This is a genomic window from Leptospira limi (assembly GCF_026151395.1).
Lineage (GTDB): Bacteria > Spirochaetota > Leptospiria > Leptospirales > Leptospiraceae > Leptospira_A > Leptospira_A limi.
The window spans coordinates 745,510-769,564 of the sequence record NZ_JAMQPV010000001.1 but is presented as its reverse complement, the minus strand read 5'-3'; the positions used below and the strand labels follow the sequence as shown (position 1 = coordinate 769,564).

The following is a 24,055-nucleotide window of genomic DNA, read 5'->3' as shown; positions in this document are numbered from 1 at the left end:
TTAATTTGTCATCCCATTCAAAATGTAAGATGGAAATCCTTGTTGGTCTCTCTCAAAAGGTGCGATTGAATATTGATTGGGAATCGAAATGATTTCTTGGTAAAACTTATATGTTGAACGAAATAAAATTCGAGGAATTTCCTTAGAACTTGGAGTGTAATAAAATTTTACACCATAACGAAAGTTATTTGCCCATCCTTCCTTTGTAACTTCTAATAATGGATATTCCGCTGGGATTTTTTTATTTTGAACCACATTGTATACAATATCTCCCTTTTTATACAATCGGACACCTTGTGTTTCATTTGCCAACCGAAGAGATCCAGAATCTGGAAAAGAAAGAGAGAGATATGTTAAACTCACATAATTGCCCCTGTTCTTAAGTTGTAAGGTCACAAGAGATTCTTTTCCTATTTCAAACTTTGGTTCTACTTCTAAGGATACAAAAGAAGGAACAGGTTGCATTGGAAGGTTTGCAATCATTTCCCATCCATTAAACACAAATTCTTGTGAATAATTCGGATTGGTTGGAAAAATTCGAAATGACTTGTCTTTGGCACTGTATTCAAACTCAACACGTTTGCTACGTTTCAATTCTTCATGTTCCTTGAGTTGGTAACCGTCCCAAATTTTTTTGCCCTTACGATATCCCATTGGAACTGAAAATAAACCTAACGGAGGTTCCTCGGACAAAACTTCTATGAATACAGAATTAAAATTATCTCCAGGCAGTTCTGCAACGACAACACGTCTCAAACAATCACCAGCAAACGTTGGTTTTTCTTTTCCTGAAATGGATCCAGCCAACCATTTGTTTTGTTTGCCGTCATAATACATAGGTCCTAAATCTTTTAGAAAAAATTCTAACTTCCATAAAAAGGTCCAACTTGATCCCTCTTTCCGAAATGCGGACAACACTTCACTTTGCCCAGACTGGAACAAAACAAGCGTTTCCATTTCTTGTGTTTCATCCAAATTGATTTGTTTTTGCCCAAGGATACGGATGGGATCTCCCTCTTCCTTTCCATAAACAGCCAAGCGGATTTCCTTATCGGAAGGGTGTTCCTTTTGGGAACAAAACGGAAAAAAAATCAGGAGAAAAAAGAGAAAAGACAATGAATAGAAGTAAGAACGGGAAAAATTCATAAGGATACAATCATTCCAGCACACTAAAACCTCAATTCAACCTTTTTTGCTTTTCGGTACAATCCAGACGATTATCATCGTCTAAGTAGTAAGAATTGGGGACGACATTGGTTTCGACTGTTGTTGGCTTGGATTCAGTGGCACGTAGGGGTGAGGGACCTCTTAAAAACCTTCAAAACAATAACTGCAAATAACGAATTTGCTCTAGCAGCTTAATTTTAAGCTCTACGGTTTCGGTGGCTGTTTCCTTGGGTGGCCTAGAAACCGACACCTCTCTAAGGACCTTTCGGATTTGTTGCCCGCTTCGAACCGGATTGAACTCTAAGTAGGATAGGAATTAGTCCCCCGTTTGTAGGGTAAGTCTTTCCGAAATTTATTTGCAAACTAAACGTGTAGAAGCTGCGTTTGAGGACGATAGGACCCGGGTTCGACTCCCGGCGTCTCCAAAGTTTCATTTTAAATATTTTACAAATCAATTTCATCTAACAAAAAAATTACGACGGGAGTCGAACGACCGCAGCAGAGAGAAATGGTAGCTCGCGGACTGGGACACCCCTGTCTGCGTGCGTTAAGCCATTTCGTCCTGAGCACACGATGTGCGAAGGCTGATGCGGGACGGGCTGGAACGTGTTCGACCTGGACGGGAGAACCGTCGAAGCCGACTCACCGAGCGTCTCCAAAGTTCGGATATTCATTGCTCGCGTTCGCCTGGCCCTCCCTGGCCAGAGCTCCCGCCCGCACCCATCCATGGGTGCTTTTCGCAATAAACACCCTCACAACGGTTATCACACTATCGAGTTTAAGTGATTTTTAATGAATACGTAAGGATTTTTACCAATAGAGTTTATAACCTAACGCAAAAATATGCTGGTTATTTATTCATTCGTTTGAAACATGCGTTAGTGGAAACTTTTTTTAGATATATTATCTTTTCATTATACTTATTCTCAATTCCGATATTATCCCAAGAGACAAACCAAAAACTTCCGGCAAAAAATCTAAATTCAAAACTTTCCAATGATGGCGTCCAAGAATTAAAAATTAAGTTTCAAAATGATCAGACAATCATTCCTCTTACACCAAAAAAACCATATGAACCACCGAAGGAATTTTCGTTAAAGAAGGAAAATGGTTCCCGTTTCCTTACCTTTTATCCTGGTGTACAAGCAAATTTAACGGACCTTACCATCCAATCCGATACAGGTGGAAATGCAGTCATGAAAGATGACCAAAGGATGGACCAAAATCTAACCTTTCTTTACGACTTAAAATCTCCTGAATGGCAAATAGGTGAAAATTGGGGTTTATTCATACTAAATCGTAACGTAAACTTTAGACAATCAAAACAAAAAATAACAGATGTCGTTGCTACCAACAGTTCATCAAGTGAAGATTCGAATTCTTCCAAGGACTCATCTCCTATCAAACAATACACCAATAAGGATTTAGGAACAGAAACGTATGGTAGTTACCACATGTTACTTCCTGCAATCTATTTTGGAAAAAAAGGGAACGACCACTTTCGGTTAGGTGCTGGTTTTGGATATTCAAAAGTCAATATCCAAGGTACTGCAGATTTTAATGATGGAAATGGTTATTTTAACAATTTTCTCGTATTTAGTTCAGGTCGAAATTTAGATGAAAAAATCGATAATATGGGAAGGTATTCATTGCTTAATAATGGTAACATTGATGCAGACCCATACCGTGTTTACCTATTGTCACATTTGTCTTCTGGAAATAACTTAGAAGCACTTGGTCTTTATACTCTGTTAAAAGGTGATGTGAATCCTAAATCAATAGATCCATTACTCGCTTTGTTCTATTCTCAACTCACAGGAAACCAACTGAATCCTCTCGAATTGTATGCTCTTTTGACATTAGGAATAGGACGTGTGAACTCTTCCTCCAATTATGCAAAAAGTTTTTATGTATTTTGGGAAATACCAATTGGAGTAATCAATTGGCGATTAGGTATTGGTGGACCATTTTATAATCAAAATGGTTATAAAATTTCACTTACTACCATTGAAATGTCTTTTTATACTCCAATCGAATTCTAAACCTCATTTGATTGAGGTGAGCCTTTTTTTATTGTTCCACACAAAGGATAACGGAAAGTGCATTACAACTCCCTAATGTAGAAGTAAAAATTGATGTGCCCGTTGCTGCAACACCAGAATTGTTTGTACCGGTTCCATCTGTCCAACGATTGCAATGGTTATTTGTGCGTGTTGTCCAACCACCGGTTGCAAGACCAGTATGTATGCTTGATAGTGCATTTACATCAACATCTAATAATTGTGAAGTAAAGATTCCAAAATTATCAGTTACCGCAAACTTTTGGGAATCCGCAGCTCTATAATAAGAAGTATTTGGCTTTAAGATCCAATCTTTATGTTCTGTATTTCCACCTGTGGTACAATTTGAAGTTGTACAGGCAATACGGTTCAGATCATCCACAAGGAAGGCCTTATAGACGGCTCGACTTGGAAGTGGTGGTTTTTTAGCATCACTCATACAGATTGCATCAGCACCAGTAATCCCTTCTCGATTTCCAACATACGTTGAACTTGTTGTATAAAACCTACATTCAGTACAGACAGGAACGGGGATGTTACAAGTAGAAAGTTGCCCCGTGAGGCACAGAAGTGTTTCATTTTCCTTAAATGCATCGGATTGGATGTCACTCGGATTGTTGAGTGTTGGCTGTGTGCATTGGAAAAAAAGGAAAATCAAACTCAAAAACAAATAATGCATACTTTGATTATAAGCACATATGTTTTCGAATCAACTACGAAATCGTACCTTTCTAAATCATTTTGATTTCAAACAATATTTGGAATCAAACAAAAATCCGAAACAATCGAATGAGAAAATCAACAATTGTTTAGAATCAACTTAAGATCGCTGTTCATGATCTATTGATTGTTAGCTGGAATCAGTAACGTTATCTTTGATAGAGACATTTGTTGAGTGATTAAGATCAACTTGTTTTACGTTCGATTCCAGTCCCTTCTAAACTAATCTTGACAATTTCTCTTAAGGATTTTATTGATTGGAAACGGAACCAATATGCCTTTTGATCTCATCATCCAATGCCCTTGGTGCAAATCACAATACATAGACAAAAGTTTGAGTAACTGTAAAAACTGCGGTGGGACGGACACTTGCCTATTCTTACAACTCTGACGAACTTGGAACAGAACCTCCCAAAACACCGAGAGCCCTACCCAATCAATTTGTAAGAAGGATCAAATACACAGGGAATGTGATGACCCTCATTGGAATTTTTTTTACGATCCCATTTTGTTGGACAATTCTTTTACCTATCATTGGAATCTTTTGTTGGCGAAAGGGATTACAAACTGCCAAAGACGAACTGCTACCATTAGAACTTGGTACAGCAACGGTAGGTGAAATCACAGAAATACGAAAAGATTACACTCAGTCACTAAACGGAAAATCACCCACTGTTGTGGAATTTTTATTTGAAGCCAATGGCCAAAAACATGTCGGAAACGTTGGTAATATTTATGAATCAGTCCATCTAACAAAAAAAGTCGGTGATAAACTTTGGGTTGTTTATATGCCAGATGAACCGACCAAAAGTAGTGTTTGGCCACCGTTGGTTTGAACAATTTAGCGAACGTTCGCAGATGCTTAGATTTGAGGTATTTTGTTTCAAATACAAATAGATAAGGAATCTATATTAGGTAATTCAAAACAAACAACAGCACCTTAAAAAATTAAAATGCTATTGTTTGCATTGACTGAGATTCTTAAATTGAAAATCGATTTGTTACGGATACGGATTTGTTACAGTAATCAAACCAAGTTTGTCTAAAGTAAATTCAAGTTCTGGATAATAATTTCCCATTAAATTTCTATTGGACCCACTTCCATTTATATCGCAATAAGTATAATTTAACCCTTTATCAATAGAAAATCTTGCTACATAAGATCTGGATCGAAGACCTCGATACACATTCAATTTTGCCATATACTCAGCGTTATTGGTATCCATACTCCATTCGGTCTTATTGTATTTGGCAGGTGTAAAGTACCAAAATGGATTTGTGCGAGGATCGGTTCCTGTTGGACCCATGCCAATTTCACCAGATACAGCTGTATTTTCTACTGTACTACTTGTGAGTCCCGGATAATAAACACGCGCATAAATCATCTCAGTATCTCCAGGCACAGGCATTGTAATAGAAGATGGATATTGAATGTTGCAGTATGGAATTTCTCCATTCGCTTCCCCTGCTCCGTTTTTTACAGCTGCCATTTTAAATTTACTATAATATCGGAAAGAATGAAAAGGTAAATTTTCTGTAACAATTAAATCCATCAAATATCCATTACCAACATTGATCGGTGTAAAATTGCATGCGTATTTAAGATTGTATTCGTTCCAATCTTCGGCCTTTGCACATGTAATCGGAATATTACCATTAGGTGTTTCAAAATGAAATTGTGCCTGTTCACTAAACCAACCCATCAGAAAGAGTTTGTATTGTGTAGATATACCAATCACATCTGGAGAGATTACACCATGAAGCCAAATCGTATAAATTTTGTAATCAACTCGAGTTCCAGTTGGGCTGATTACAGTTAGTTCGCCTGAAAGCATTCTACCTTCCGATAAATTAACTCTAATCATCTCATCTGCAGGATTGAATGGAACTAGTTGAGGAAGTGCAGCTGTATATACAACTGCAGTAGTATTTTCAGTCGTGTAGGTCGGTATAAGGAAAGGATTCTTAAGAGTATTTGGAATATTTAATGTAATTGATTTTTCTGTTTCATCAATAACACCTTTTGTTCCAGATTCTGGAACTTCAAACGATGTAAATTTAGGTATCAATTCCCCAATCGTAAAATTTCTTACAAGTTCATTAGAAACATTTCCTGCATGGTCTTTTGCCAAAAACCGATATTCAATCACAGTATTGTTAGGTGTGATGATTGATCCTGTATATAATTGGCCATTCTGAATGGTTCCTGATCCATCAAACGATGGACTAGTTCCGTTTGTTGTGTAAATGATCTCTTGGCAACCTGAATGAAGGTCATCACAATTGATTGTCAGTGATTGTGGGAGAGTATAGGTACCATTGTTAACAGAAGCTGTGATGACTGGATTAGAAAAATCTAAAACATATGAAACGGAAGACGACCCATTTGTTCCGATTAAATTCGCCACACAAACCAAAACTGTTTTGTTCCCTTCAGCACCTAACGACGCAACTGGAATTTCAGTTGTAACTGATTCATTGGCCGCCACTGTTCCTGAAACATTTGTTCCTACGAGAGGAGTTCCCGCTGCACATGAAGTGCCAAGTTTCAAAAGATAATTTCCTGCCTTATCCGACTTCCAATTGATTGTAGCGGTTTGTCCAGATTTTAAATAGGTAGAAGGAAGAACACTATTGATTGTGATTGTTGGAACAACAGTATCCACCGTATAAGTTTCACTATAAACAACCGACTGGTTTCCTGCTTGGTCGCAAGTCCTTACTTTAAATGTTGTAGTGGTTTGATTTGGAGTTGGGATTGAAGTTGTGTATACACTACCAGAATTTACTGAACAGTTGGCACCAAATGATGGTGTAGTTCCATTTGATGTATAGATCACTTTGGAACATCCTGCACCACCAGTATCAGAACAATTCAATACAATTGATTGTACAGATCCATAATTTCCACCAGATGGGAAAATTGTGACACCAGGAGCTGTGTCATCTCGGTTAACCGTTGCAACACCAAAACCTGTTATTCCACTGCTTGTCACACATATCCGAAGTGCATTTGAACCTAAATTTAATGATGAAGCAAGTATTGAACCAGAAGTTTGGTTCACATTAGCTGTCACACTTCCTGAATATAAAACAGTTCCCGAATTACAATCAGCTGCATTCTTTCGAATGGAATATGTCCCTGTTTTTGAAGATTTCCATTGGATCTCTGTCGATAATACGGAACCAGAGAGTGTACTTACATTTTGTGCCGAAATTGAATTTACAGTGATGACGGGTCCAAGTGAAGGTACCATCGGGTCTTCAAAGTTAGGTGCTCCATCTCCGTCAAAATCTGCCGTAGGAAAAGCAGCAGTGATCGGATCTGTTCCCAATACTGCTACTATTTGATTGATAAAAGGTCCAAGAATTCCCGCATTGGCTTGGTAATACTCGCTAACACTTGCATATCCGTAGTCAGCAAAATTTGCCAATTCCTCTATCACTTTATCAGCAACGTTGGAAACTGGATTGGGATTGGTTATGATTCCACTCGAAACTAGCCAAATTTGAATGTTCAATCCAACTCCGAATGAAAAATGAATCACCTCCACCTTCATTGTATTAGATGAATAATCCACAGATACTTTTTTCATTTTCTCAAGAGTGGAATCATCTTTTATGTAATACATACCAACACTACGTTCTTCGATACCAGCTTCTGGCAATCGTCCTTGTTCGTAGTTAATTGTTAAATAAGTGGGCTTTAAGAACTTTAACCCTTCAGGCTCAAATTTAAAAACAGGACTTGTTGCTCCATATTCGGAAGGAATGGAACCATTAGGGTTAACATTCCGAGAAATAGTGATGACCTTTGTTTCTGAAAGTGCACCAGCCGGAATTTCAAATGAGAAACTACCATCAGTAGCTTGTAATGTACCACCACTCGGTCCAACCTCCCCAGATACACTTCGAGATGATACTGGATTGGAACTAAAAAGTCCTAAAAAGGAGGCTAAAAAAGAAGGTTGGTTTTGTTTCTCTTGCGGGAGTAAAAAACCGATACAACGAAATGAGGAGATACCTAATAATAGAACGATCAGTATTTTTGAATTCATTTTTCAATTCCTTTTCAAATGTGCGTGTTTGTGCCGCGGGTACTCAGAGTCTTTCTGATACTAGCTATTGTCAACGAATTTGTTAGGTGATTGTAAGTTCCAAAACTCCATCAATTTCTCAAGGTATCTACGTTGTGTGCTGAATCGGAATATAAACCATTTCTTCAGATTCTGGATCGTCGTTTCTATATTTCTCTCCCATCACTTCAAAATGAGGACGATTGTCTAATTGGAAGCCAGAATTAGGTAACCAATTCATAAAGATCGAATGGAAAAAAGGTCCTGCGTCACTCGGTAATCCTTTGTAAACAAATTCTGCATACAATCCACTCACAAGTGTATATCCTTCTGTTTCCGGAGGCAGGTCGGAAAACTTCGAAACTTCTACGACTGCCCATTTTTGGAACTTGGAATTGGGATCAAACGATTGAAAATAATTCGTCGGATATACTGAGAGAGAAATGAGTTCATTTGAATTTCGATGTAAGATTATAGGGATGATCGGTTTAAACGATTTCCATAGTATCGGAGTTAATGGATTGGCTAGAGACATCTCCAATTTTTTCCCAACCAAATACTTTTGTTCTATTGTTACGATCTTTGTTTCCATCCAATTCGATTTCCATACTCGTTCCTAAAAAAGCAACTACCATTCAAAGCGAAAAATAATCGAATCAATTAACATCGATTTGAGATGATAATATATCTTTTTGAAATAAAAAATTTACGCTATGTTTGTAAATGAATTCCCTACACATTGCAAACTTCTTGACTTCAATTCAAAAAACAGATATACCTTTTGGAATGAAAGTTGATATGATACATTTTGTAACATTCATAACAATTACCATTTAAAATCAGTATAAAAGAAGGTCATGATGAGAAAATTAATTATGTGGAATTTAATAACCTTAGATGGATACTTCGAAGGTGAAAAAAATTGGGACCTTAGTTTCCATGGGCTTGCTTGGGGAAAAGAACTCGAAGACTTCATTTTAACACAACTGCGATCAATCGAGATTCTTGTGTTTGGTGCAACAACTTACCAAGGAATGGCTGATTATTGGACAAATGCTCCAGAAGATGAAGGAGAAGTTGCAAAATTCATGAACAATCTCCCTAAACTTGCATGTTCCACAACGCTCCAATCTGCAAATTGGAAAAATACCACTATCGTCAAAGATGCAGTGAAAGAAATATCAAAATTAAAAAACGAAGGTTCAGGGAATATGTTTGTCTTTGGAAGTGGAATCTTATCGGCATCTTTGATGAAAGCAAATCTATTCGACGAATACAGGATTTGCATCGCACCTGTATTTTTGGGAAAGGGAAGAAAATTATTCCAAGAAGGCATACCAAACATTCCTTTAAAACGAATTGAAACAAATTCATTTTCCTCTGGTGCAGTGATCCTTCGTTATACACCTTAGATATATTGCAAATTTAACAAACAAAATCCAAAAAGGAAAATTCATTATGACCACTAACAAATTCAATATTTCTTTAGAAGAAGGAGCACATAAACATTTAAAACAACTCATTGGGCAATGGCAAGGAACCACAAAAACTTGGTTTGAAAAAGATGAATTGGCTGATGAATCAGCAGCAGAAACCACCATCACAAGCATATTAGGTGGTCGGTTTATTTGCCTAGATACCAAAGGTAGTTTAGAAGGGAAACCAATCGAAGGAAAAATGATCGTCGGATATGATATCCCTTACCAACGTTATACGAGTTCTTGGATTGATAGTTTTCATATGGGAACACAAATCATGTTGTCTAGTGGACCACAAAAGGGAAATGGATTCGTTATGACAGGATCGTATGGTAATCCAGAATATGGAGAAGACCTTTGGGGTTGGAGGACAGAATTTCAAATCCTAGGTGAAGCAGAATTTTCACTCACAACCTATAATATCAGCCCAAAAGGAGAAGAGGCAAAAGCAACGGAGACATTTTATAAAAAAGTAAATTAATGATCACAAGGATTGTATTTAACTTTTTGGTTTAAATTCCAAAAAGTTTTCCTATCACTTCTTCATATTCTTTAAATGCTTTCGAGTTTTTGTTTTTTAAAGTATAGGGAGATGGTCCATTTTGATCAATGTGTAGAAAAAGAGAAGTTGAAATTTCGTGATGGTGTTTGATTTCAATCACTTCATCAAATAGTTTTAAATACCATTTATCTTTTGTTAATTTTCTAATCTCATCACGCCTTACATCATCAAAATGTTTTTTACTCGTTTGATCCGTATATGCATTATTAAAAAGAATGGGTAAAACTTCTGGCCCATTCCCATTTCTCTCATACCATACTTCTGGAATAAATTTCTCTATTACTTGAACTGCATTATGGATTGCTTGGGCTGCTTGGTAGTTTACAGGTATTAAAACTGCATCCGAAACAGAAACACCCATTTTACTAAAAAAACTCCAGTTTGTCGGACAATCGATCAAGATATAATCAAATTTACCTCTGCTACTAAACATCTCCAATAACTTTCTAAATTTCTTAATCATAGAAAGGCTTATTGATTTAGTCGCATACGTAGAACTATCAAAACGTTCATCACCTTTGATGATGTGTAAATTTTTTCTGATTGGAATTGTTTTGATTCCCTCCTTGATTTCTTTACCAAGTAAAATATCAAAGATACTTGTGGATGAATCCATCTTTTTATGATCAATTTTAAAAGAATCGGTTAGATCTCTTTGTTGAGGGTCTAAATCAATGAGTAATACATTTTTCCCTTTTTCCGCTAGTACTCCTGCAAAGTTACCTGTTGTGACTGTTTTACCAACTCCACCCTTATTATTATAAATAGCAATAATTGCAGAATTAAAACTTTCTTCGTATTGAAATGGTTTTTTTAAATATTTTTTTAAGGTGGAAATCGATTTATCTGTATTTGATTCTAAGTTTAAAATTTCAGTTAAGGGGAAAATAATATTTTCTTTCCTTTTGAAAATCTGTGCGTTTTTGCCATTGATCAATAATCCAAATGGAACCTGCTGCAATTCTTTTGAACGCATATATTCAAATAATTGAAATTTAGTATCCAAGTAAGGTTTTCCGTTAGGATCAGATAAATTTACTGAATTTGATTTTGTTTCAATCACTAGAAATGGTTTTTGATCTACATAACAAACAAAGTCTGCTTCACCACAATTTTTTAAGGATACTTTATCTCGAAAGTTTTCATTGTTAAAACCGAACAACTGAATTAGTGGTAATACCAATCGAGTTTCTACTTCTGATTCTCTTCCATTTTGTTTGAGTGATTTTATAATATTTGAAAATTCGTGATTCTTTTTTTGTGATGCCATACGATGGTGTTACAAGATACTAACTGTCATTATTCTAAGATTCCAAAAGAAAAGGCAAAACATATTTCTACCAAATTCCCACACCAATGTCCCTGATAAACCGAATCTCCGCGCCAGGGACTGTAGCGGACATCCTTTCGAGAAACGAAAGATGGAAGCGTAAGGCCCGGTCATGTTTCAATTGGATCTGAAATTCCTACCTTTTGAGGCACCCCAACCTCAAAAAAAGAGTTTACAAAATTAAACGAACGATCGTACTAATATTATGAGCAAGGGCGAAGAGACAAAATCATTGATTTTAGACCGGGCTGTTCAAATTGCAAGTGTGCATGGTTTGGAAGGGCTTACCATTGGAACACTTGCGGAAGAATTGGGAATGTCCAAAAGTGGGCTCTTTGCTAAATTTTCTTCGAAAGAAAATCTCCAAATCGATGTTTTGCGAAAAGGGAGTGAACTTTTTCGACGTTATGTGTTATACCCCGCTTTAAAATCCAAACCAGGAATGACAAGATTACGGAATGCGTTTGTAAGTTGGCTTGATTGGTCCAATCGTTCTGATTTGCCTGGTGGATGTTTGTTTTTGGCATCAAGTTCTGAGTTTGATGACAGACCTGGGATTGTGCGTGATCATTTACGAAAAATCCAACTCTCATGGCACTCTTCCTTAAAACAATTTGTGGAAGAAGCCAAAGAAAAAGGAGAGTTAGATCCGAAAACAAATGTGGAGCAGTTGGTCCAAGAAATTTGGGGGCTTGTCTTATCCTTTCATTTTTACAATCGATTATTGGAAGATAAATCTTCCGAAAAACGAACCAAACAGTGTTTTAACGAATTAATCAAACGACATATGAAATAAACGAATACCAATTTGGATGCGAAAACAAAGGAATATAGGAGAATTTTATGAATACAATTAGCACGATCGTTCGTTCTTTAAACGGAGAATACCCAATCCCCATGGAAAAAAAATGGGAATTTGCAAAAAAGAATCCGACTTGGATAGGATTTGTCACCGTTCAAAAGTTTTTGAAAACCCAGAAACAAAGTCCTTCTAGAAAGGAAATGGATGTATTAGAAAAAGCAACCAAATCAATGTTACATGTAAGGGAACATAAAATTCAATATTATATTTGGAATTCGGAAGGAGATTCAAAAGGAACTATTTTACTCATCCATGGATGGAATGGTCATACTGGAAACTTTTCAAGGTTCATCCCATCCCTCATCGAAGAGGGTTATAAAGTTATAGGAATAGATTTACCGGGCCATGGATTTTCTTCAGGCCGGTATTCCAATATTGTCTTATCTGCAAAAATTGTAAAAGAACTCACAAATCAGATTGGAGATCCTAATTTTATCATTACACATTCTTTTGGTGGAGCTGTTGCGACAGTAGCACAAGAGTTAGGTGTCAGTGCAAACAAATTGGTTTATATTGCACCACCATCCAAATTGGAATTATTGATCCAGGATTTTAGTAGGCATTTTGACTTAACGGAAATGGAAGAAATCAATATGCGTTTGGTTTTGGAGAAAAAAGTCAAACGAACCATGGCAAGTATTGATTTAGAAACTTCTGGTCCCAACTTTAAGAATCAATTATTAGTCATCCATGACCGAGATGATATTGAAATCCCTTACAGTATGGGTGAGGTAGTTGCAAGATCATGGAAACAAGGAAAACTCATCACAACAAATGGATTGGGTCATAAAATGATATTACGATCCGACACAGTGAGGGATGAGATACTTAACTTTCTAACGAATCACTAACATTCAAAACATTAGGATATTTTTTTATTGATTCCCCATAGAAGCCAAGGTATTGGCTTCTTCTTTGATCATTTGGATATGTTCTTCTAAGTCTTTTGAAGCACGACTGATTTCATTCACTTCCATCTCCAATTGGATGATTCCTTTGGAGGCTTCTTTTTGACCTAATAATTGTTCTTTAGTGGATCCCGCAATCTGATTCGATAATTCTCTGATTTGAGACAATTCCGATAAAATGGAAGACAAAGTGTTCCTTTGTTCGATATAGAGTTGGTTCATATTTTGGATTTGCACTAAAGTTTGGTTTAGGCGATCAATTTGTGATTTTGCGAGTTCACCTGTATTTTTTGATGCATTCCTTGCATTGGTGATGATCTCTTTTGAACTTTTGACAACACTTGATATACGTTTTACGTTATTCTTTGTAAATTCAGCGAGTTTACTCACTTCATTGGCAACTACAGCAAAACCTTTACCAACATCACCCGCACGAGCAGCTTCAATGGAAGCATTTAACGCAAGTAAGTTTGTCTTTTCTCCAATTTCTGCAACAATATTATTGATTTCATTCACTTGGTCAAAAGAGGCTTGGATGGATTCCAAATGAGATGCAGTTTGGTCTGCCACTTCTGTGACGGACATACTTTCTTTTTTATTGATTTCTGCAATTTCCACAAGTTGTTCACTTTGGATTAATATTTGGTCAACTGTCTCTTTTAATTCTACTGTATCAGCAACCATACTTTGTACTTTATTATTTTGTTCTTCAATGGAAACTCCATTGGATTCAAAGGAACTTGAAAGTTCAGAAATCACAGCAGTGATCTCTTCCAAAGAAGCCGCTTGTGATTCTAATTTTACAGATGTATCGGAAACAAATTTACTAAAATTACTAATCGAAGATTCCAATTTGAGTGCAGCATTTGCAGAAACTTTACTTCGTTCTTTTGTTTGGTGAAGGAGCACTTCTGCTTCATCTGCTTTGATATCCGCTAAAGAACTAATTTTTGTCAAAAGTTGGACTAATAAACTGACAATGTATCCAGCGATCATGATGAAAATCGGTTTCATCACTTCTCCTGCTAATCCAACATAACCAATATCTTGTGATTGTTTTGGATCCACTGAAAGTTGGACACCACCGACATTCACCGCAACTATCAAAGCTATCGCCGATAAGACAGAACCTAAAAGTGAGTTCATCAAAACAAATTTACGATCTCCTAAAAATCCAGAATAAATCGCGTTAAAGAAAAAGATAAAATACACAACTGCATTCGAAAGAGCCGCTTCTGCTTCTTCTAAACTCAACGTACAATCTAAGATAATGGTTAATGATAAAACTAATGTGTCCATTAAGATGAGAATTTTATGAAACCAAGTGGGTGGGTTTGTTTTTTTTTCTAATACATAAGCAAGTGCACAATAAAAACCCATTGTACAAGTTCCAATCATATGGATGAGGTACATCTTCGGCTGGAATTCATCTTTGGCCCCAATCATGGCAAGTAGGAAGAGTAATACTAATCCAAAACGAATTCGGTTGATGATGATTTTTCCCTGTTTCCAAAGATCTGCGATTGATAACACTCTATACCCTCAAAATACAAACTTACCTATTCTTTTGGGAATTTAGGCAATAACTTGGTGATCGACAATAGTCTACTAAAAAAAAGGAATGAATCTTACTGTCGAGTTTGAATTTTGAACTTATAAATTGGATTTTTTATCCTCACAGGATCATTCTCCAATGGGAAAGGAATGTGATGGTGGCAAAACAAGCGGGTTATTCTGGAAAATCGGTCATTGAAAAATTGGGAATCAAGGGCAATATGTCCCTCTATTTTCTAAATCTACCAAATGGACTCAATTTGGTAGATTGGGGGGAAATGCCTGTAACTGTCAAAATTACAAAATCACTCGTGAAGGAACTCGACTTCATCCACTGTTTTTTTACCTCACTAGCAGATTACCAAAAATCACTCCCGAAACTCCAATCCCATTTAAAACCCACCGGTATGATATGGGTTTCTTGGCCTAAAAAAACTTCCAAAATTGTTTCTGATTTAGATGAAAACAAAATCCGGGATTTTGCCTTGGGTTTGGGACTTGTCGACATCAAAGTCTGCGCGATCGATCCCATTTGGTCGGGTCTCAAGTTGGTGATCCGGAAATCAAACCGCTAATTCTGGAAACGTTTCGAATTTGGAATCGTTATAAAATTGTCACAAAACAACCCTTCGATTATGACAAACTTCCATTTTCGAAAAAAAATGCTCACCAAACGGGCAGTTTTGCTCCTTGTAATCAATTTGTAATATTCTTGTCATCCAATCATAACATGGATTCAATATGTTTGTAACCAGACTGAAACATTGTAATGGAGGTATCCTCTATTGAAATGAATCCAAATCAGTACAGACAAACATCGAATGAATACCATCAGAAAAGTACCTTTGGGACTATTGCTATTTGTTAGCTCACTTTCTGCCGAAGCAGAAGTGACCCGCACAAACGAGTCAAATCCCGCAGAAAACCAATCGAGAAAAACACAAACGAAAGTTTACCAAGAACTTTACGAAGACACGGAAACTGGGCAAATTTACTCAAAACCAGGACCCAATCGTGTGAAGGTGGAATACAACCGTCCCCTTTCCAACGGAAATGCCACAACCTTACCCGATGCATTTGCACACAGGCCCGATGATACGGCAAAAGAGAAATTAACGATTTATGGCCGTATCCAATTTAGAGGAGTCTCTGGTTCCGAAGATTCTCTCTACAACAATGGTCATAGAGATTTTAATAACGTGGATTGGAACTTTCGACGTTTACGGTTAGGTGCTCAATACGAAAACGATTGGTGGGGAACTAATATCCAACTCCGATTGGAGAACATGTTGAATCGTCCTGATATTGTCCAAACAACAAGTACATTAAATTATTTAGATGCAAATGGTCGACCAGCAACAACGAGTTATGTATCCAACACAAGATTAAAAGACAATCGTGGATACATTCACGAAGCATTTGGGTATGCAAAAATACCTTATGCTGGATTACGTTTTGTCTTTGGACAATTGCCAACTCAGTTCAGCCGTGAATACTTACAATCCTCAGCTAACTTCGTAACATTAGAACGAAGTATGATCGTTAATGCCATTCCACAATTTGATCATGGTGTTATGATCCAAGCAACTCCACTAAAAGAATTAGATCACAAATGGGAACGATACTTACAAGTTTCCTTAATGGTGAGTAATGGAAAAGGTGGTGGTGGTGATTATGGTACTGGTAGAAGACAAGACTTAACAACTGCAAATCGTTATGGAGCAATCAATACTTCTCCTATGTATTATGCACGAGCACAAGTGAATGTGTTTGGTGGATTAAAACGAGAATCCGACGGAAAAATGGTGAATTGGCAAGAAGGAGAAGAAATTTTCCAACGCGAGATGAAATGGTCTTTGGGTGCCGGTTATCTACAAACCCAAAACTTAATTACACCAGCACTCTACGTTCCCGAATACACTCCTGGCACAACAAGTGGAATTCAATTATTAACATCTCAAGGATCGAATCCGGATCGAGGAAGTTTAGATGCAAATGGAAATCCAAACTTTTTAGTTCAGAATTCCGTACCTACATTAGCTCGACCAAAAATGGGATTAGTAGGACATACTTACGATACAACGTTTACCTACAAAGGTATTTATTTATCTGGTGCTTATACAAAGTTTGGTGGTGCCGCATCGAATGATTTATATGGATACCATGGAACTATTGGTTATAACATTCCATTTTTGGATCGTTATTATATCATGCCATTGCTAAAATATGAATACATCCAAGGAGATTTTAATCGAAACGGTAAGGTAGATCCTACAGATTCTTTAAGAGTGTATTGGGCAGGTTTGAACTTGTTTGGCGATAAACATCACTTCAAAGCACAACTCTACTATCAAATTTTAGGAAATCAATTTGATGTAAATCCTAATACGGGAAACTCAATGCCAATTGATGATAGACGTGTTTATTTACAATTCCAAGCAAACTTTTGGACGGGAGTTGTTTCTCCAGAAGCTTACAGTTATAGGCCAAACTAAAAGGAATATTTATGAAAATTAAATTAACATTCATGATCAGAATCATTTTAACACTTTCACTTTCTTTATTCCTTTTAAATTGCCAATCGAAGGAACAAGACAGAGATGGTATATCTTCCCTAATCATCAACAATATACTCAATGGTGGAGTCGATAGAAACAAGTCTCTTGTGATTATGGAAGTCGCTGATTTAGGTGGTTCTTACACAGGAAATTGTTATGATACTTTCCAACTTAATGGTGGAAATATTGGACCTTTATCTTATTTCAATACTCCACCAGGTGGTTCTGGAGGATTATTGAACACAAACATTAAAAAATACAATGTATCAACATCAAGTTGTACTGATTTGGGATTTGCAAGTGGAACTAATTTTGGTTCCACATCACAAAGGCCTAACCCAAATGATGGCTTCACATTTAAACTGTATACTTGTGATCCCAATAACAATCCTTGTTCGAGATCTGCGATTACGGCATCTGGTTTTTAATCAAACCAGATTCACTCGCTATTTAGATAAATTATTAGCTACACAAAAGGATAAATCCACTATCCTTTTGTGAAATTTGTCATGATCCCACTTATTTTAATCCATTTACTACTAAAAATGTAACGAAGTGTTCAGAAATAACTTTGGTTTCTGACTCTAAGATGATAAAAAAAGATAGAATCTCTTCTTTCTGATTTAGAATATTACTCCGATGAACATCCGTTCATAACTCAATTGGTTAATGTTTGGTTATGAAGGTTCGCTAGGAATATTCAAATATGAATTATAACAATGATTACCAAATTGTTTTAGGTTTGGTTTTGGCTCTCATGATCTTTGGAGTTGCCTTAGAACTTCGTTTCATTGCCTTTAAGGCTGTTTTACAAAGACCTGTAGCTGCCCTTGCTGGACTCATTGGCCAAGTGATTTTTTTACCTTGGGTCACGTTGCTTATCACGCTGGTATTGGATCTTCCTGCTGGAATTGAATTAGGAATGTTGTTAGTTGCCGCAAGTCCCGGTGGAAACCTATCCAATATCATTACCCATCTTGGCAAAGGAAACACTGCTCTTTCGGTAAGTATGACCGCTGTTTCTAGTTTATTTGCAATCATTACATTACCACTTAACTTTACATTAACGGCAAATTTAAATCCAGTCACTTATGCTATGATTTCTGGTTCAGGAGATCTTAGGATCGATAGTTTGATGATTGTCAAAGGATTAATTGTATTATTACTAATTCCATTATTGCTGGGAATGTTCTTAGGAAACTTTGTCACTGGTTTCGCTCACAAAATCACTCCATTTTTTAAACGTGTTTCATCCTTTGCGTTTTTAATCTTTCTCATCGTTGCAGTTGGTGGGAATTGGAAGATATTTTTAGACAATCTTGGGTTTGTCTTTGTGATAGTTGTTTTTCATAATTTCATAGCTTTAATTATCGGGAATTTAATCGCGAGAGTATTTTTACAAAACGAAGCAAACAAACGTGCCATTACCATTGAAGTAGGAATGCAAAATTCAGGACTTGCCTTAGGCCTCATTCTAACACAATTCCATGCAGAGCCAAACATGGCTTTGGTGGCTGCGTTTTGGGGAATATGGCATATAATCTCTGGTTTGATTTTAGTCTCATATTGGAAAAGCCGACCACCCGTAGAAGGAAACTAATTTGAAGGTTTTAGTGACAGGGGGAGCGGGTTATATTGGATCCACGCTCATCCAACATTTATTAAATACCTATCCAACTTGGCAAATCATGGCAACGGATATCAAACCGATGTCTAAGTCATTTGTTTCTTCCCAATTTGAATTTCAAATTTTGGATATCAGTGATCGAAATTCTGTTGTTGATTTGATCCAAGACTGGAAACCCAATTCGATTGTCCATCTTGCATCAATTCTCAATCCCCCGCCAGGAATGAGTGAGGAAACGCAGTGGAAAATTGATGTTCAAGGCACCAAAAATGTGTTAGATGGAGCAGGATATGCTCGAACGGAACAAGTGATCATCACAAGTTCAGGTGCAGCATACGGTTATCATAAAGAAAATAAAGAATGGATTGAAGAAACAGACCCCATACGAGGCCATTCGGCATTTGTATATTCCAAACACAAACGAGAAGTGGAAGAATTATTAACAGAATACAGATCCATATTCCCTCAACTCAAACAATTGATCTTAAGACCAGGAACCATCCTTGGCAAAACAGTGAATAATCTCATTACCGATATGTTCCAAAAACCTTTTGTGATGGGTATCTTAGGCCACAAAAGTCCATTCGTGTTTATTTGGGATGAAGATGCAATTCAAATCATCACCAAAGGTATAGCCGAAAAAAAGGAAGGTAAGTTTAATTTAGCTGGAGATGGAGCTCTCAGTTTACAAGAGATTAGTAAAATGATCCGAAAACCATATGTTCCCATTCCTGCTTTTTTGTTACAGACCTTGTTATGGGTACTTAAGAAACTTCGGCTCACACAATATGGTCCCGATCAAATTGATTTTTTACGTTATAGGCCTGTATTATCAAACACACAATTAAAGACAGTATTTGGCTATATTCCCAAGTACAATTCAAAAGAGACATTCATAATGTATTTAAATGCCAAAGGAGTTCCATATGATGAAATTTAAATTTTTTGTATTTGGATTAATATTCACCTATTCTTCGTTATTTGCAATCCAGTTGGATATCAAAGATAGTGATGGAAAAAATTTAGATCTTGTTATGGTTACGATTAAAGCCGAAAAACCACAAGTGCCTCCTCGTGATGATCATGGTTATCCACCTGAAAGACTTGAGTTTATGATTACACCAGAAGTGACAATGTTTACAAATCCCAATGGTAAGGTAAATATCTCATTTCCTTATGCACCAAAAGTAAACATTCGATTACGTAAAATTGGTTATAAAGATGTCAATTTACGTTCCTATTCCAATCAGAGTTCTGTATCATTTCGAATGGAAAAACAAACAGATTTAAATTTGTTAGTAGGACAATACCCTTCTAACAGTTGGGTCGCAGCACTTAACTTTGGTGAAGACAAAGACTTAAGAAAAACATATTTAGAACAATGTGGTTTTTGTCACCAACAAGGAAGTTTTTTCATGAGAAGAGCATTCTCTGAAGATGATTGGGAAGAAATCATCAATCGAATGATGGGTTATGGCGCAAGACCTCATGGGAAAGCTAAGAAAAAACTTCCAAGTTTACTTTCAAATGCATATGTTGATTTGCTCAAACACCCTGAACGTGTGTCACCTGGTCGTCCATGGGGAAAAGAGTTATATGGAGCAGTCATCAGAGAATGGCCTATGGGTGATAGTTTCTCCCAAATGCATGATTTACTATACCATAAAAAAACAGGTCTTGTGTACGTAGGTGATAATATCCAGGACCGTCTTTGGGAAATTGATCCTAACACAGGTAAAACGGTAGTATACAAAGTTCCAAAACAACCAGATGATGAGTTGGGTGGTCTATTACCAGGAAGGTTACGATCATTTCAAAAACATGAAACCTATGTTGGTTTACATTCCCTTGCGGAATCTCCAATTGACGGAAATATTTTTATCACTCCTTCCTTACAAAAACGAATCACAGAGTTTGATCCAAAAACCAAACAGTTCAAAGACCATATGTTTCAGAATGGACTTTATCCGCATACTATTCGTATTGACGATGAAGATCGAGTTTGGTTTACGTTAGCACTTTCAAACCAGGTAGGTATGTTTGATCGTAAGGATCTTTCTTTCCACTACTTCGATTTACCTGCAAGAACCAAAAAAGAAAGTTTTAGTTTATGGATCAGTGGATTCATTGTGAAACTGATGAATTGGGGTTTTCCAATGCATTTGTTACCTGTAGATGAACGTGTGAGTGGAATGCCACTGCCATATGGGATTGATGTTGCACCTGATGGAACTGTTTGGTTTACAAGATTACACGCTGATACAATTGGCAAAATCAATCCGAAAGATTTTTCCTTTCAGGTAATTGAAACACCATTCCAAGGCCCACGAAGACTTCGAGTAGATCGAGACAATCATGTATGGATATCCGTATTTCCAGAAGGATCAATCGCTAAGTACACTCCAGAAGATGGAAAGTTCAAACTGTACCCACTTCCAACAGCAGTAGATGGCGTGGAAACACCTTATTCTCTGAATGTGGATAGAAAACGTAATCTTGTTTGGGTCACAGGAACATCATCAGACAATTTGATGGTAATGGATATCAAAACAGAAATTTGGAAAGTATATCCAATGAGTCGAAAAGTTACATTCACTCGTGATATTGAATTTTCACCGGATGGAAAAGCTTATTCTTCGAATGGTGCTTTCCCAAGTTGGCAAATTGAAGATGGGCAACCTACTCTTATGGAAGTTACACAGGCAAAATGAGTTCCTCTAATACTTACAACCAAGGACATATGATTCGATTTTTGTCCGCATCCTTCTTGGGTTTTTTAGCTGGTCACCTAACGAACTATAGTGTAATATTATATGCACAAGATGTTTGGAACCAAGATGCATTAGCAGGAATTGGATTTGGACTATGTTTTGGAGTTCCCTTGGTACTAGGATGGTTTGCAGGAGCCTGGTGTGATTCTCACTCACCACAAATTTTAGCACAAATTGCCCATGGTTCGTTTTTAATCGCACTTGGACTATTAAATCTTTCCTCACAATTGATTGGTGTCACTTCTGTATCTTTATTTTTATTTGCTGCTTTTTTTGTTGGAGTGGGTTGGTCAATCCTTGCTCCCGCTAGGATGTCTTTACTCGGCCGATTGGCAGGAGAGAAACAAAAAAAGATGGCAGTGATATTTAATGTGCTCGTGATGTTAGGTTTTGGTTCTGCCCCACCCATATTGGCGTTTTGCAGAAGTATTGGTTCTTGGCAAATGGTTCACATCACTGGTGTTATCCTATTTTTAATTGCAATGTGTTTACTCATCGGGATCAAAACGGAAGGACAAGGAAAAACTTCTTCTGCTTGGGATAGGATTCTACGTGGGGTATCTTATGCAAAAAACCATACATTACTTAGACAAACACTTTTATTTTCGATTGTGATCTATTGTTCAATGGGACCAGTCCAGGTGATGATGCCTAGGTATGCAAAAGGTGTCTTACAATTGGGTGAGATGGAACGTGGATTCTTTTTAGGAGCCCTTGCCTTAGCTTTACTTTTGGGAGGAGGAACTTCTTTAAAACTGGCAAAACCGTTTGGTTATGGAAAACTAATTCTCACCTCTGGATTGTTATGTGGATTAGGTCTTTTAGGCATCGGACTCAGTTCACATCTATGGCTTTCCATCGGTTTATTACTCGTGAGTGGATTTGGTGCTGGGGCTAGTATCAGTTTGCTTGTTGCCATCCTTCAATCAGAAGTGAGCCAAGAATACAGAGGAAGGTTAATGAGTTTGTATACAATTACAAGCCAAGTGGTACCTGCGTTTGCTGGATTTTTATCGGGGATCATTCTTGTAAAAGTTTCGATTCCAACAGCAGTTGTATCAGCAGGAATTATATTAACCCTGATTGTGATTTTTACCACAATCAGGTTAAAAACACTTCGAAACTATTCGATATGATTTACCATTGTTGGTACATTTGTTCGGCAAAACCAAACAAGTTTTTAACTTCAAGTTTTGTTCCGTTATCTAAAATCACATAACCATTATAAACTCCGAAGGCTTTATTCAAATACGCTTCGGTTTTTAGTAATTCAAAGATTTCAGAAATTGAAAAATTTTGAATCAGTTGTTTTAAAAAACCGATCATACCCATAAGATCTATATCAGAATACAATAGATAAACTGGAGTAAAGTTTAACTCCAATCTACCTTGGTTACTCACAAATTTCCAAGGTTTTTTGTAATCTGTAACATCATACTTCCAAACTACTTTATCAAGTTTATGAACTTTTCCCTTATAAACAATACCGTTTTCTGTAGCGTTTTTAGGATCTCCAAATCCATAACCTAAATTGAGACTAAGAAGTTCTCCACCGACCATTCCTGCGCCTGCTGCCCAAAGCCATTTATTTTTCTCGGGCCAAGTACCTCTTCCCCAATCTAACACTGCGTAACTATTTTCTTCAAAATCATAAGTAGATTGATTGTATAGGATCGTACCTTTACAAATCAAACTTGGCATTTTGTACTCGTAAAAGAAATCTGATTGGGAAAATGGAGTGATGATTGCAAGAGCTTCATTTGATTTTTCAGTAAATTCAAAATTACCTTGGATAGTTTCGTTAGAGGAATCACCTTGGATTGAATAAGTGATGATTCTTTTGCCTTTTTGTTTTTGAATACGAATGAATTGTTTTCCTTTCGTAAATTCAATTGGATCCGTAGTATTTGTTGGAAAAAAAATGGCACCTGGTCTCACAAGTTCTGTTTTCGAAAATATTGTTTTACCTGATTTAAATTCCAATAACTCGATGCTACCCATCGCTAAATTTCCAATATCAGTTACAGTGATAGCACCACCGAAATTTTCATTATAAAATGTGTAATGTTCCCATCGTTTATAACGTTTAGGTTCCGCTTTGATGTATGATTCGTTAATCTGAAAGTGTGGAAATCTCGACCAACCTGAAACATTAAGAGTACCATCTTCTTTGAGAAGAGCTACAGAGGAAGTGTATTCAATTTGTTTTGTCTCAGTCGCATCTGGTTCAGGAATCACTTGGATGATTTTTCCATGTTCATCAACCACTTGGTCTGGTGATAATTTACTCTTTGAACACTGCAAGATTGACATTATCAAAAGGAAAACTCCTATCTTTTTAAGAATTTGAAATCGTTTTTCTAACATGAATATCTCCAAAAA

20 protein-coding genes and 1 other RNA gene are annotated in these 24,055 nt (G+C 36.8%); 14 read left to right on the top strand and 7 right to left on the bottom strand.

Features of this window, described 5'->3' with window-relative positions:
• Complete coding sequence (locus tag ND812_RS03575) at nucleotides 1–1,146, bottom strand: LIC13341 family surface-exposed protein (RefSeq protein WP_265374308.1); 1,146 nt, start codon at nucleotides 1,144–1,146, stop codon at nucleotides 1–3.
• A 97-nt stretch (nucleotides 1,147–1,243) separates the two neighbouring features.
• Between ND812_RS03575 and ssrA the strand changes: the two genes are divergently transcribed.
• Together ssrA and ND812_RS03565 are read left to right on the top strand one after the other, a co-directional pair.
• Nucleotides 1,244–1,593: a transfer-messenger RNA gene (ssrA, locus tag ND812_RS03570) on the top strand.
• A 356-nt stretch (nucleotides 1,594–1,949) separates the two neighbouring features.
• Entirely contained in the window at nucleotides 1,950–3,209 is a 1,260-nt protein-coding gene (locus ND812_RS03565) for a hypothetical protein (protein WP_265374307.1), read from the top strand.
• Between the two features lie 28 nt (nucleotides 3,210–3,237).
• On the opposite strand, the gene ND812_RS03560 is transcribed toward ND812_RS03565, so the two are convergent.
• Nucleotides 3,238–3,906, bottom strand: coding sequence for a DUF1554 domain-containing protein (locus tag ND812_RS03560; protein WP_265374306.1), 669 nt, complete (start codon nucleotides 3,904–3,906; stop codon nucleotides 3,238–3,240).
• A gap of 397 nt (nucleotides 3,907–4,303) precedes the next feature.
• Between ND812_RS03560 and ND812_RS03555 the strand changes: the two genes are divergently transcribed.
• On the top strand, nucleotides 4,304–4,783 hold the full coding sequence (locus tag ND812_RS03555; RefSeq protein ID WP_265374305.1) for a hypothetical protein: 480 nt from the start codon (nucleotides 4,304–4,306) through the stop codon (nucleotides 4,781–4,783).
• Between the two features lie 165 nt (nucleotides 4,784–4,948).
• Here ND812_RS03555 and ND812_RS03550 read toward each other — a convergent pair whose 3' ends face one another.
• Together ND812_RS03550 and ND812_RS03545 are read right to left on the bottom strand one after the other, a co-directional pair.
• Nucleotides 4,949–8,005 carry a chitobiase/beta-hexosaminidase C-terminal domain-containing protein gene (locus tag ND812_RS03550; protein WP_265374304.1) on the bottom strand — a complete coding sequence of 1,019 codons (3,057 nt, stop codon included), beginning with the start codon at nucleotides 8,003–8,005 and terminating at the stop codon, nucleotides 4,949–4,951.
• A gap of 127 nt (nucleotides 8,006–8,132) precedes the next feature.
• On the bottom strand, nucleotides 8,133–8,615 hold the full coding sequence (locus ND812_RS03545; RefSeq protein ID WP_265374303.1) for a GyrI-like domain-containing protein: 483 nt from the start codon (nucleotides 8,613–8,615) through the stop codon (nucleotides 8,133–8,135).
• Between the two features lie 268 nt (nucleotides 8,616–8,883).
• Here ND812_RS03545 and ND812_RS03540 point away from each other — a divergent pair, with 268 nt between their 5' ends.
• Both ND812_RS03540 and ND812_RS03535 read left to right on the top strand, forming a co-directional pair.
• Complete coding sequence (locus ND812_RS03540; RefSeq protein ID WP_265374302.1) at nucleotides 8,884–9,435, top strand: dihydrofolate reductase family protein; 552 nt, start codon at nucleotides 8,884–8,886, stop codon at nucleotides 9,433–9,435.
• Nucleotides 9,436–9,481: 46 nt separating this feature from the next.
• Nucleotides 9,482–9,982, top strand: coding sequence for a DUF1579 domain-containing protein (locus tag ND812_RS03535; protein WP_265374301.1), 501 nt, complete (start codon nucleotides 9,482–9,484; stop codon nucleotides 9,980–9,982).
• 31 nt (nucleotides 9,983–10,013) lie between these two features.
• Here ND812_RS03535 and ND812_RS03530 read toward each other — a convergent pair whose 3' ends face one another.
• Nucleotides 10,014–11,333, bottom strand: coding sequence for an AAA family ATPase (locus ND812_RS03530; RefSeq protein ID WP_265374300.1), 1,320 nt, complete (start codon nucleotides 11,331–11,333; stop codon nucleotides 10,014–10,016).
• Nucleotides 11,334–11,598: 265 nt separating this feature from the next.
• Here ND812_RS03530 and ND812_RS03525 point away from each other — a divergent pair, with 265 nt between their 5' ends.
• Together ND812_RS03525 and ND812_RS03520 are read left to right on the top strand one after the other, a co-directional pair.
• Nucleotides 11,599–12,189: a TetR/AcrR family transcriptional regulator gene (locus tag ND812_RS03525; protein ID WP_265374299.1), complete on the top strand. Its 591-nt coding sequence runs from the start codon at nucleotides 11,599–11,601 to the stop codon at nucleotides 12,187–12,189.
• A 47-nt stretch (nucleotides 12,190–12,236) separates the two neighbouring features.
• The gene (locus tag ND812_RS03520; protein ID WP_265374298.1) at nucleotides 12,237–13,106 is read left to right on the top strand and encodes an alpha/beta hydrolase; all 870 of its coding nucleotides are present in this window, start codon (nucleotides 12,237–12,239) and stop codon (nucleotides 13,104–13,106) included.
• A 24-nt stretch (nucleotides 13,107–13,130) separates the two neighbouring features.
• Here the strand turns inward: ND812_RS03520 and ND812_RS03515 are convergent, their stop codons facing one another.
• The gene (locus ND812_RS03515) at nucleotides 13,131–14,696 is read right to left on the bottom strand and encodes a methyl-accepting chemotaxis protein (RefSeq protein ID WP_265374297.1); all 1,566 of its coding nucleotides are present in this window, start codon (nucleotides 14,694–14,696) and stop codon (nucleotides 13,131–13,133) included.
• A gap of 176 nt (nucleotides 14,697–14,872) precedes the next feature.
• On the opposite strand from ND812_RS03515, the gene ND812_RS03510 reads away from it, so the two are divergent.
• The 7 genes from ND812_RS03510 (at nucleotide 14,873) to ND812_RS03480 (ending at nucleotide 22,809) form a co-directional block, all read left to right on the top strand.
• A complete protein-coding gene (locus ND812_RS03510) occupies nucleotides 14,873–15,292 on the top strand; it encodes a DUF3052 domain-containing protein (RefSeq protein ID WP_265374296.1) in 420 nt (139 codons plus the stop codon).
• A gap of 246 nt (nucleotides 15,293–15,538) precedes the next feature.
• Entirely contained in the window at nucleotides 15,539–17,212 is a 1,674-nt protein-coding gene (locus ND812_RS03505) for a hypothetical protein (RefSeq protein ID WP_265374295.1), read from the top strand.
• Nucleotides 17,213–17,223: 11 nt separating this feature from the next.
• Nucleotides 17,224–17,703: an LA_3150 family lipoprotein gene (locus ND812_RS03500; protein WP_265374294.1), complete on the top strand. Its 480-nt coding sequence runs from the start codon at nucleotides 17,224–17,226 to the stop codon at nucleotides 17,701–17,703.
• 278 nt (nucleotides 17,704–17,981) lie between these two features.
• Nucleotides 17,982–18,875 (top strand): bile acid:sodium symporter family protein, encoded by an 894-nt coding sequence (locus tag ND812_RS03495; RefSeq protein ID WP_265374293.1) that lies wholly within the window; start codon nucleotides 17,982–17,984, stop codon nucleotides 18,873–18,875.
• 1 nt (nucleotide 18,876) lies between these two features.
• Nucleotides 18,877–19,842, top strand: a complete 966-nt coding sequence (locus tag ND812_RS03490) for an NAD-dependent epimerase/dehydratase family protein (RefSeq protein ID WP_265374292.1) — start codon at nucleotides 18,877–18,879, stop codon at nucleotides 19,840–19,842.
• Entirely contained in the window at nucleotides 19,832–21,613 is a 1,782-nt protein-coding gene (locus ND812_RS03485; RefSeq protein WP_265374291.1) for a Vgb family protein, read from the top strand. The genes ND812_RS03490 and ND812_RS03485 overlap by 11 nt, the downstream gene beginning before the upstream one ends.
• Nucleotides 21,610–22,809, top strand: coding sequence for an MFS transporter (locus ND812_RS03480; protein WP_265374290.1), 1,200 nt, complete (start codon nucleotides 21,610–21,612; stop codon nucleotides 22,807–22,809). The genes ND812_RS03485 and ND812_RS03480 overlap by 4 nt, the downstream gene beginning before the upstream one ends.
• 1 nt (nucleotide 22,810) lies before the next feature.
• Here ND812_RS03480 and ND812_RS03475 read toward each other — a convergent pair whose 3' ends face one another.
• Nucleotides 22,811–24,040 (bottom strand): DUF2804 domain-containing protein, encoded by a 1,230-nt coding sequence (locus tag ND812_RS03475; protein ID WP_265374289.1) that lies wholly within the window; start codon nucleotides 24,038–24,040, stop codon nucleotides 22,811–22,813.
• Nucleotides 24,041–24,055 lie beyond the last annotated feature (15 nt).

Coding starts and splice junctions, on each gene's coding strand:
- ND812_RS03485 (WP_265374291.1), top strand. CDS start 19,832: ATGAAATTTAAATTTTTTGTATTTGGATTAATATTCACCTATTCTTCG.
- ND812_RS03550 (WP_265374304.1), bottom strand. CDS start 8,005: ATGAATTCAAAAATACTGATCGTTCTATTATTAGGTATCTCCTCATTT.
- ND812_RS03540 (WP_265374302.1), top strand. CDS start 8,884: ATGAGAAAATTAATTATGTGGAATTTAATAACCTTAGATGGATACTTC.
- ND812_RS03475 (WP_265374289.1), bottom strand. CDS start 24,040: ATGTTAGAAAAACGATTTCAAATTCTTAAAAAGATAGGAGTTTTCCTT.
- ND812_RS03495 (WP_265374293.1), top strand. CDS start 17,982: ATGAATTATAACAATGATTACCAAATTGTTTTAGGTTTGGTTTTGGCT.
- ND812_RS03535 (WP_265374301.1), top strand. CDS start 9,482: ATGACCACTAACAAATTCAATATTTCTTTAGAAGAAGGAGCACATAAA.
- ND812_RS03510 (WP_265374296.1), top strand. CDS start 14,873: ATGGTGGCAAAACAAGCGGGTTATTCTGGAAAATCGGTCATTGAAAAA.
- ND812_RS03500 (WP_265374294.1), top strand. CDS start 17,224: ATGAAAATTAAATTAACATTCATGATCAGAATCATTTTAACACTTTCA.
- ND812_RS03575 (WP_265374308.1), bottom strand. CDS start 1,146: ATGAATTTTTCCCGTTCTTACTTCTATTCATTGTCTTTTCTCTTTTTT.
- ND812_RS03505 (WP_265374295.1), top strand. CDS start 15,539: ATGAATACCATCAGAAAAGTACCTTTGGGACTATTGCTATTTGTTAGC.
- ND812_RS03545 (WP_265374303.1), bottom strand. CDS start 8,615: ATGGAAACAAAGATCGTAACAATAGAACAAAAGTATTTGGTTGGGAAA.
- ND812_RS03480 (WP_265374290.1), top strand. CDS start 21,610: ATGAGTTCCTCTAATACTTACAACCAAGGACATATGATTCGATTTTTG.
- ND812_RS03520 (WP_265374298.1), top strand. CDS start 12,237: ATGAATACAATTAGCACGATCGTTCGTTCTTTAAACGGAGAATACCCA.
- ND812_RS03525 (WP_265374299.1), top strand. CDS start 11,599: ATGAGCAAGGGCGAAGAGACAAAATCATTGATTTTAGACCGGGCTGTT.
- ND812_RS03560 (WP_265374306.1), bottom strand. CDS start 3,906: ATGCATTATTTGTTTTTGAGTTTGATTTTCCTTTTTTTCCAATGCACA.
- ND812_RS03530 (WP_265374300.1), bottom strand. CDS start 11,333: ATGGCATCACAAAAAAAGAATCACGAATTTTCAAATATTATAAAATCA.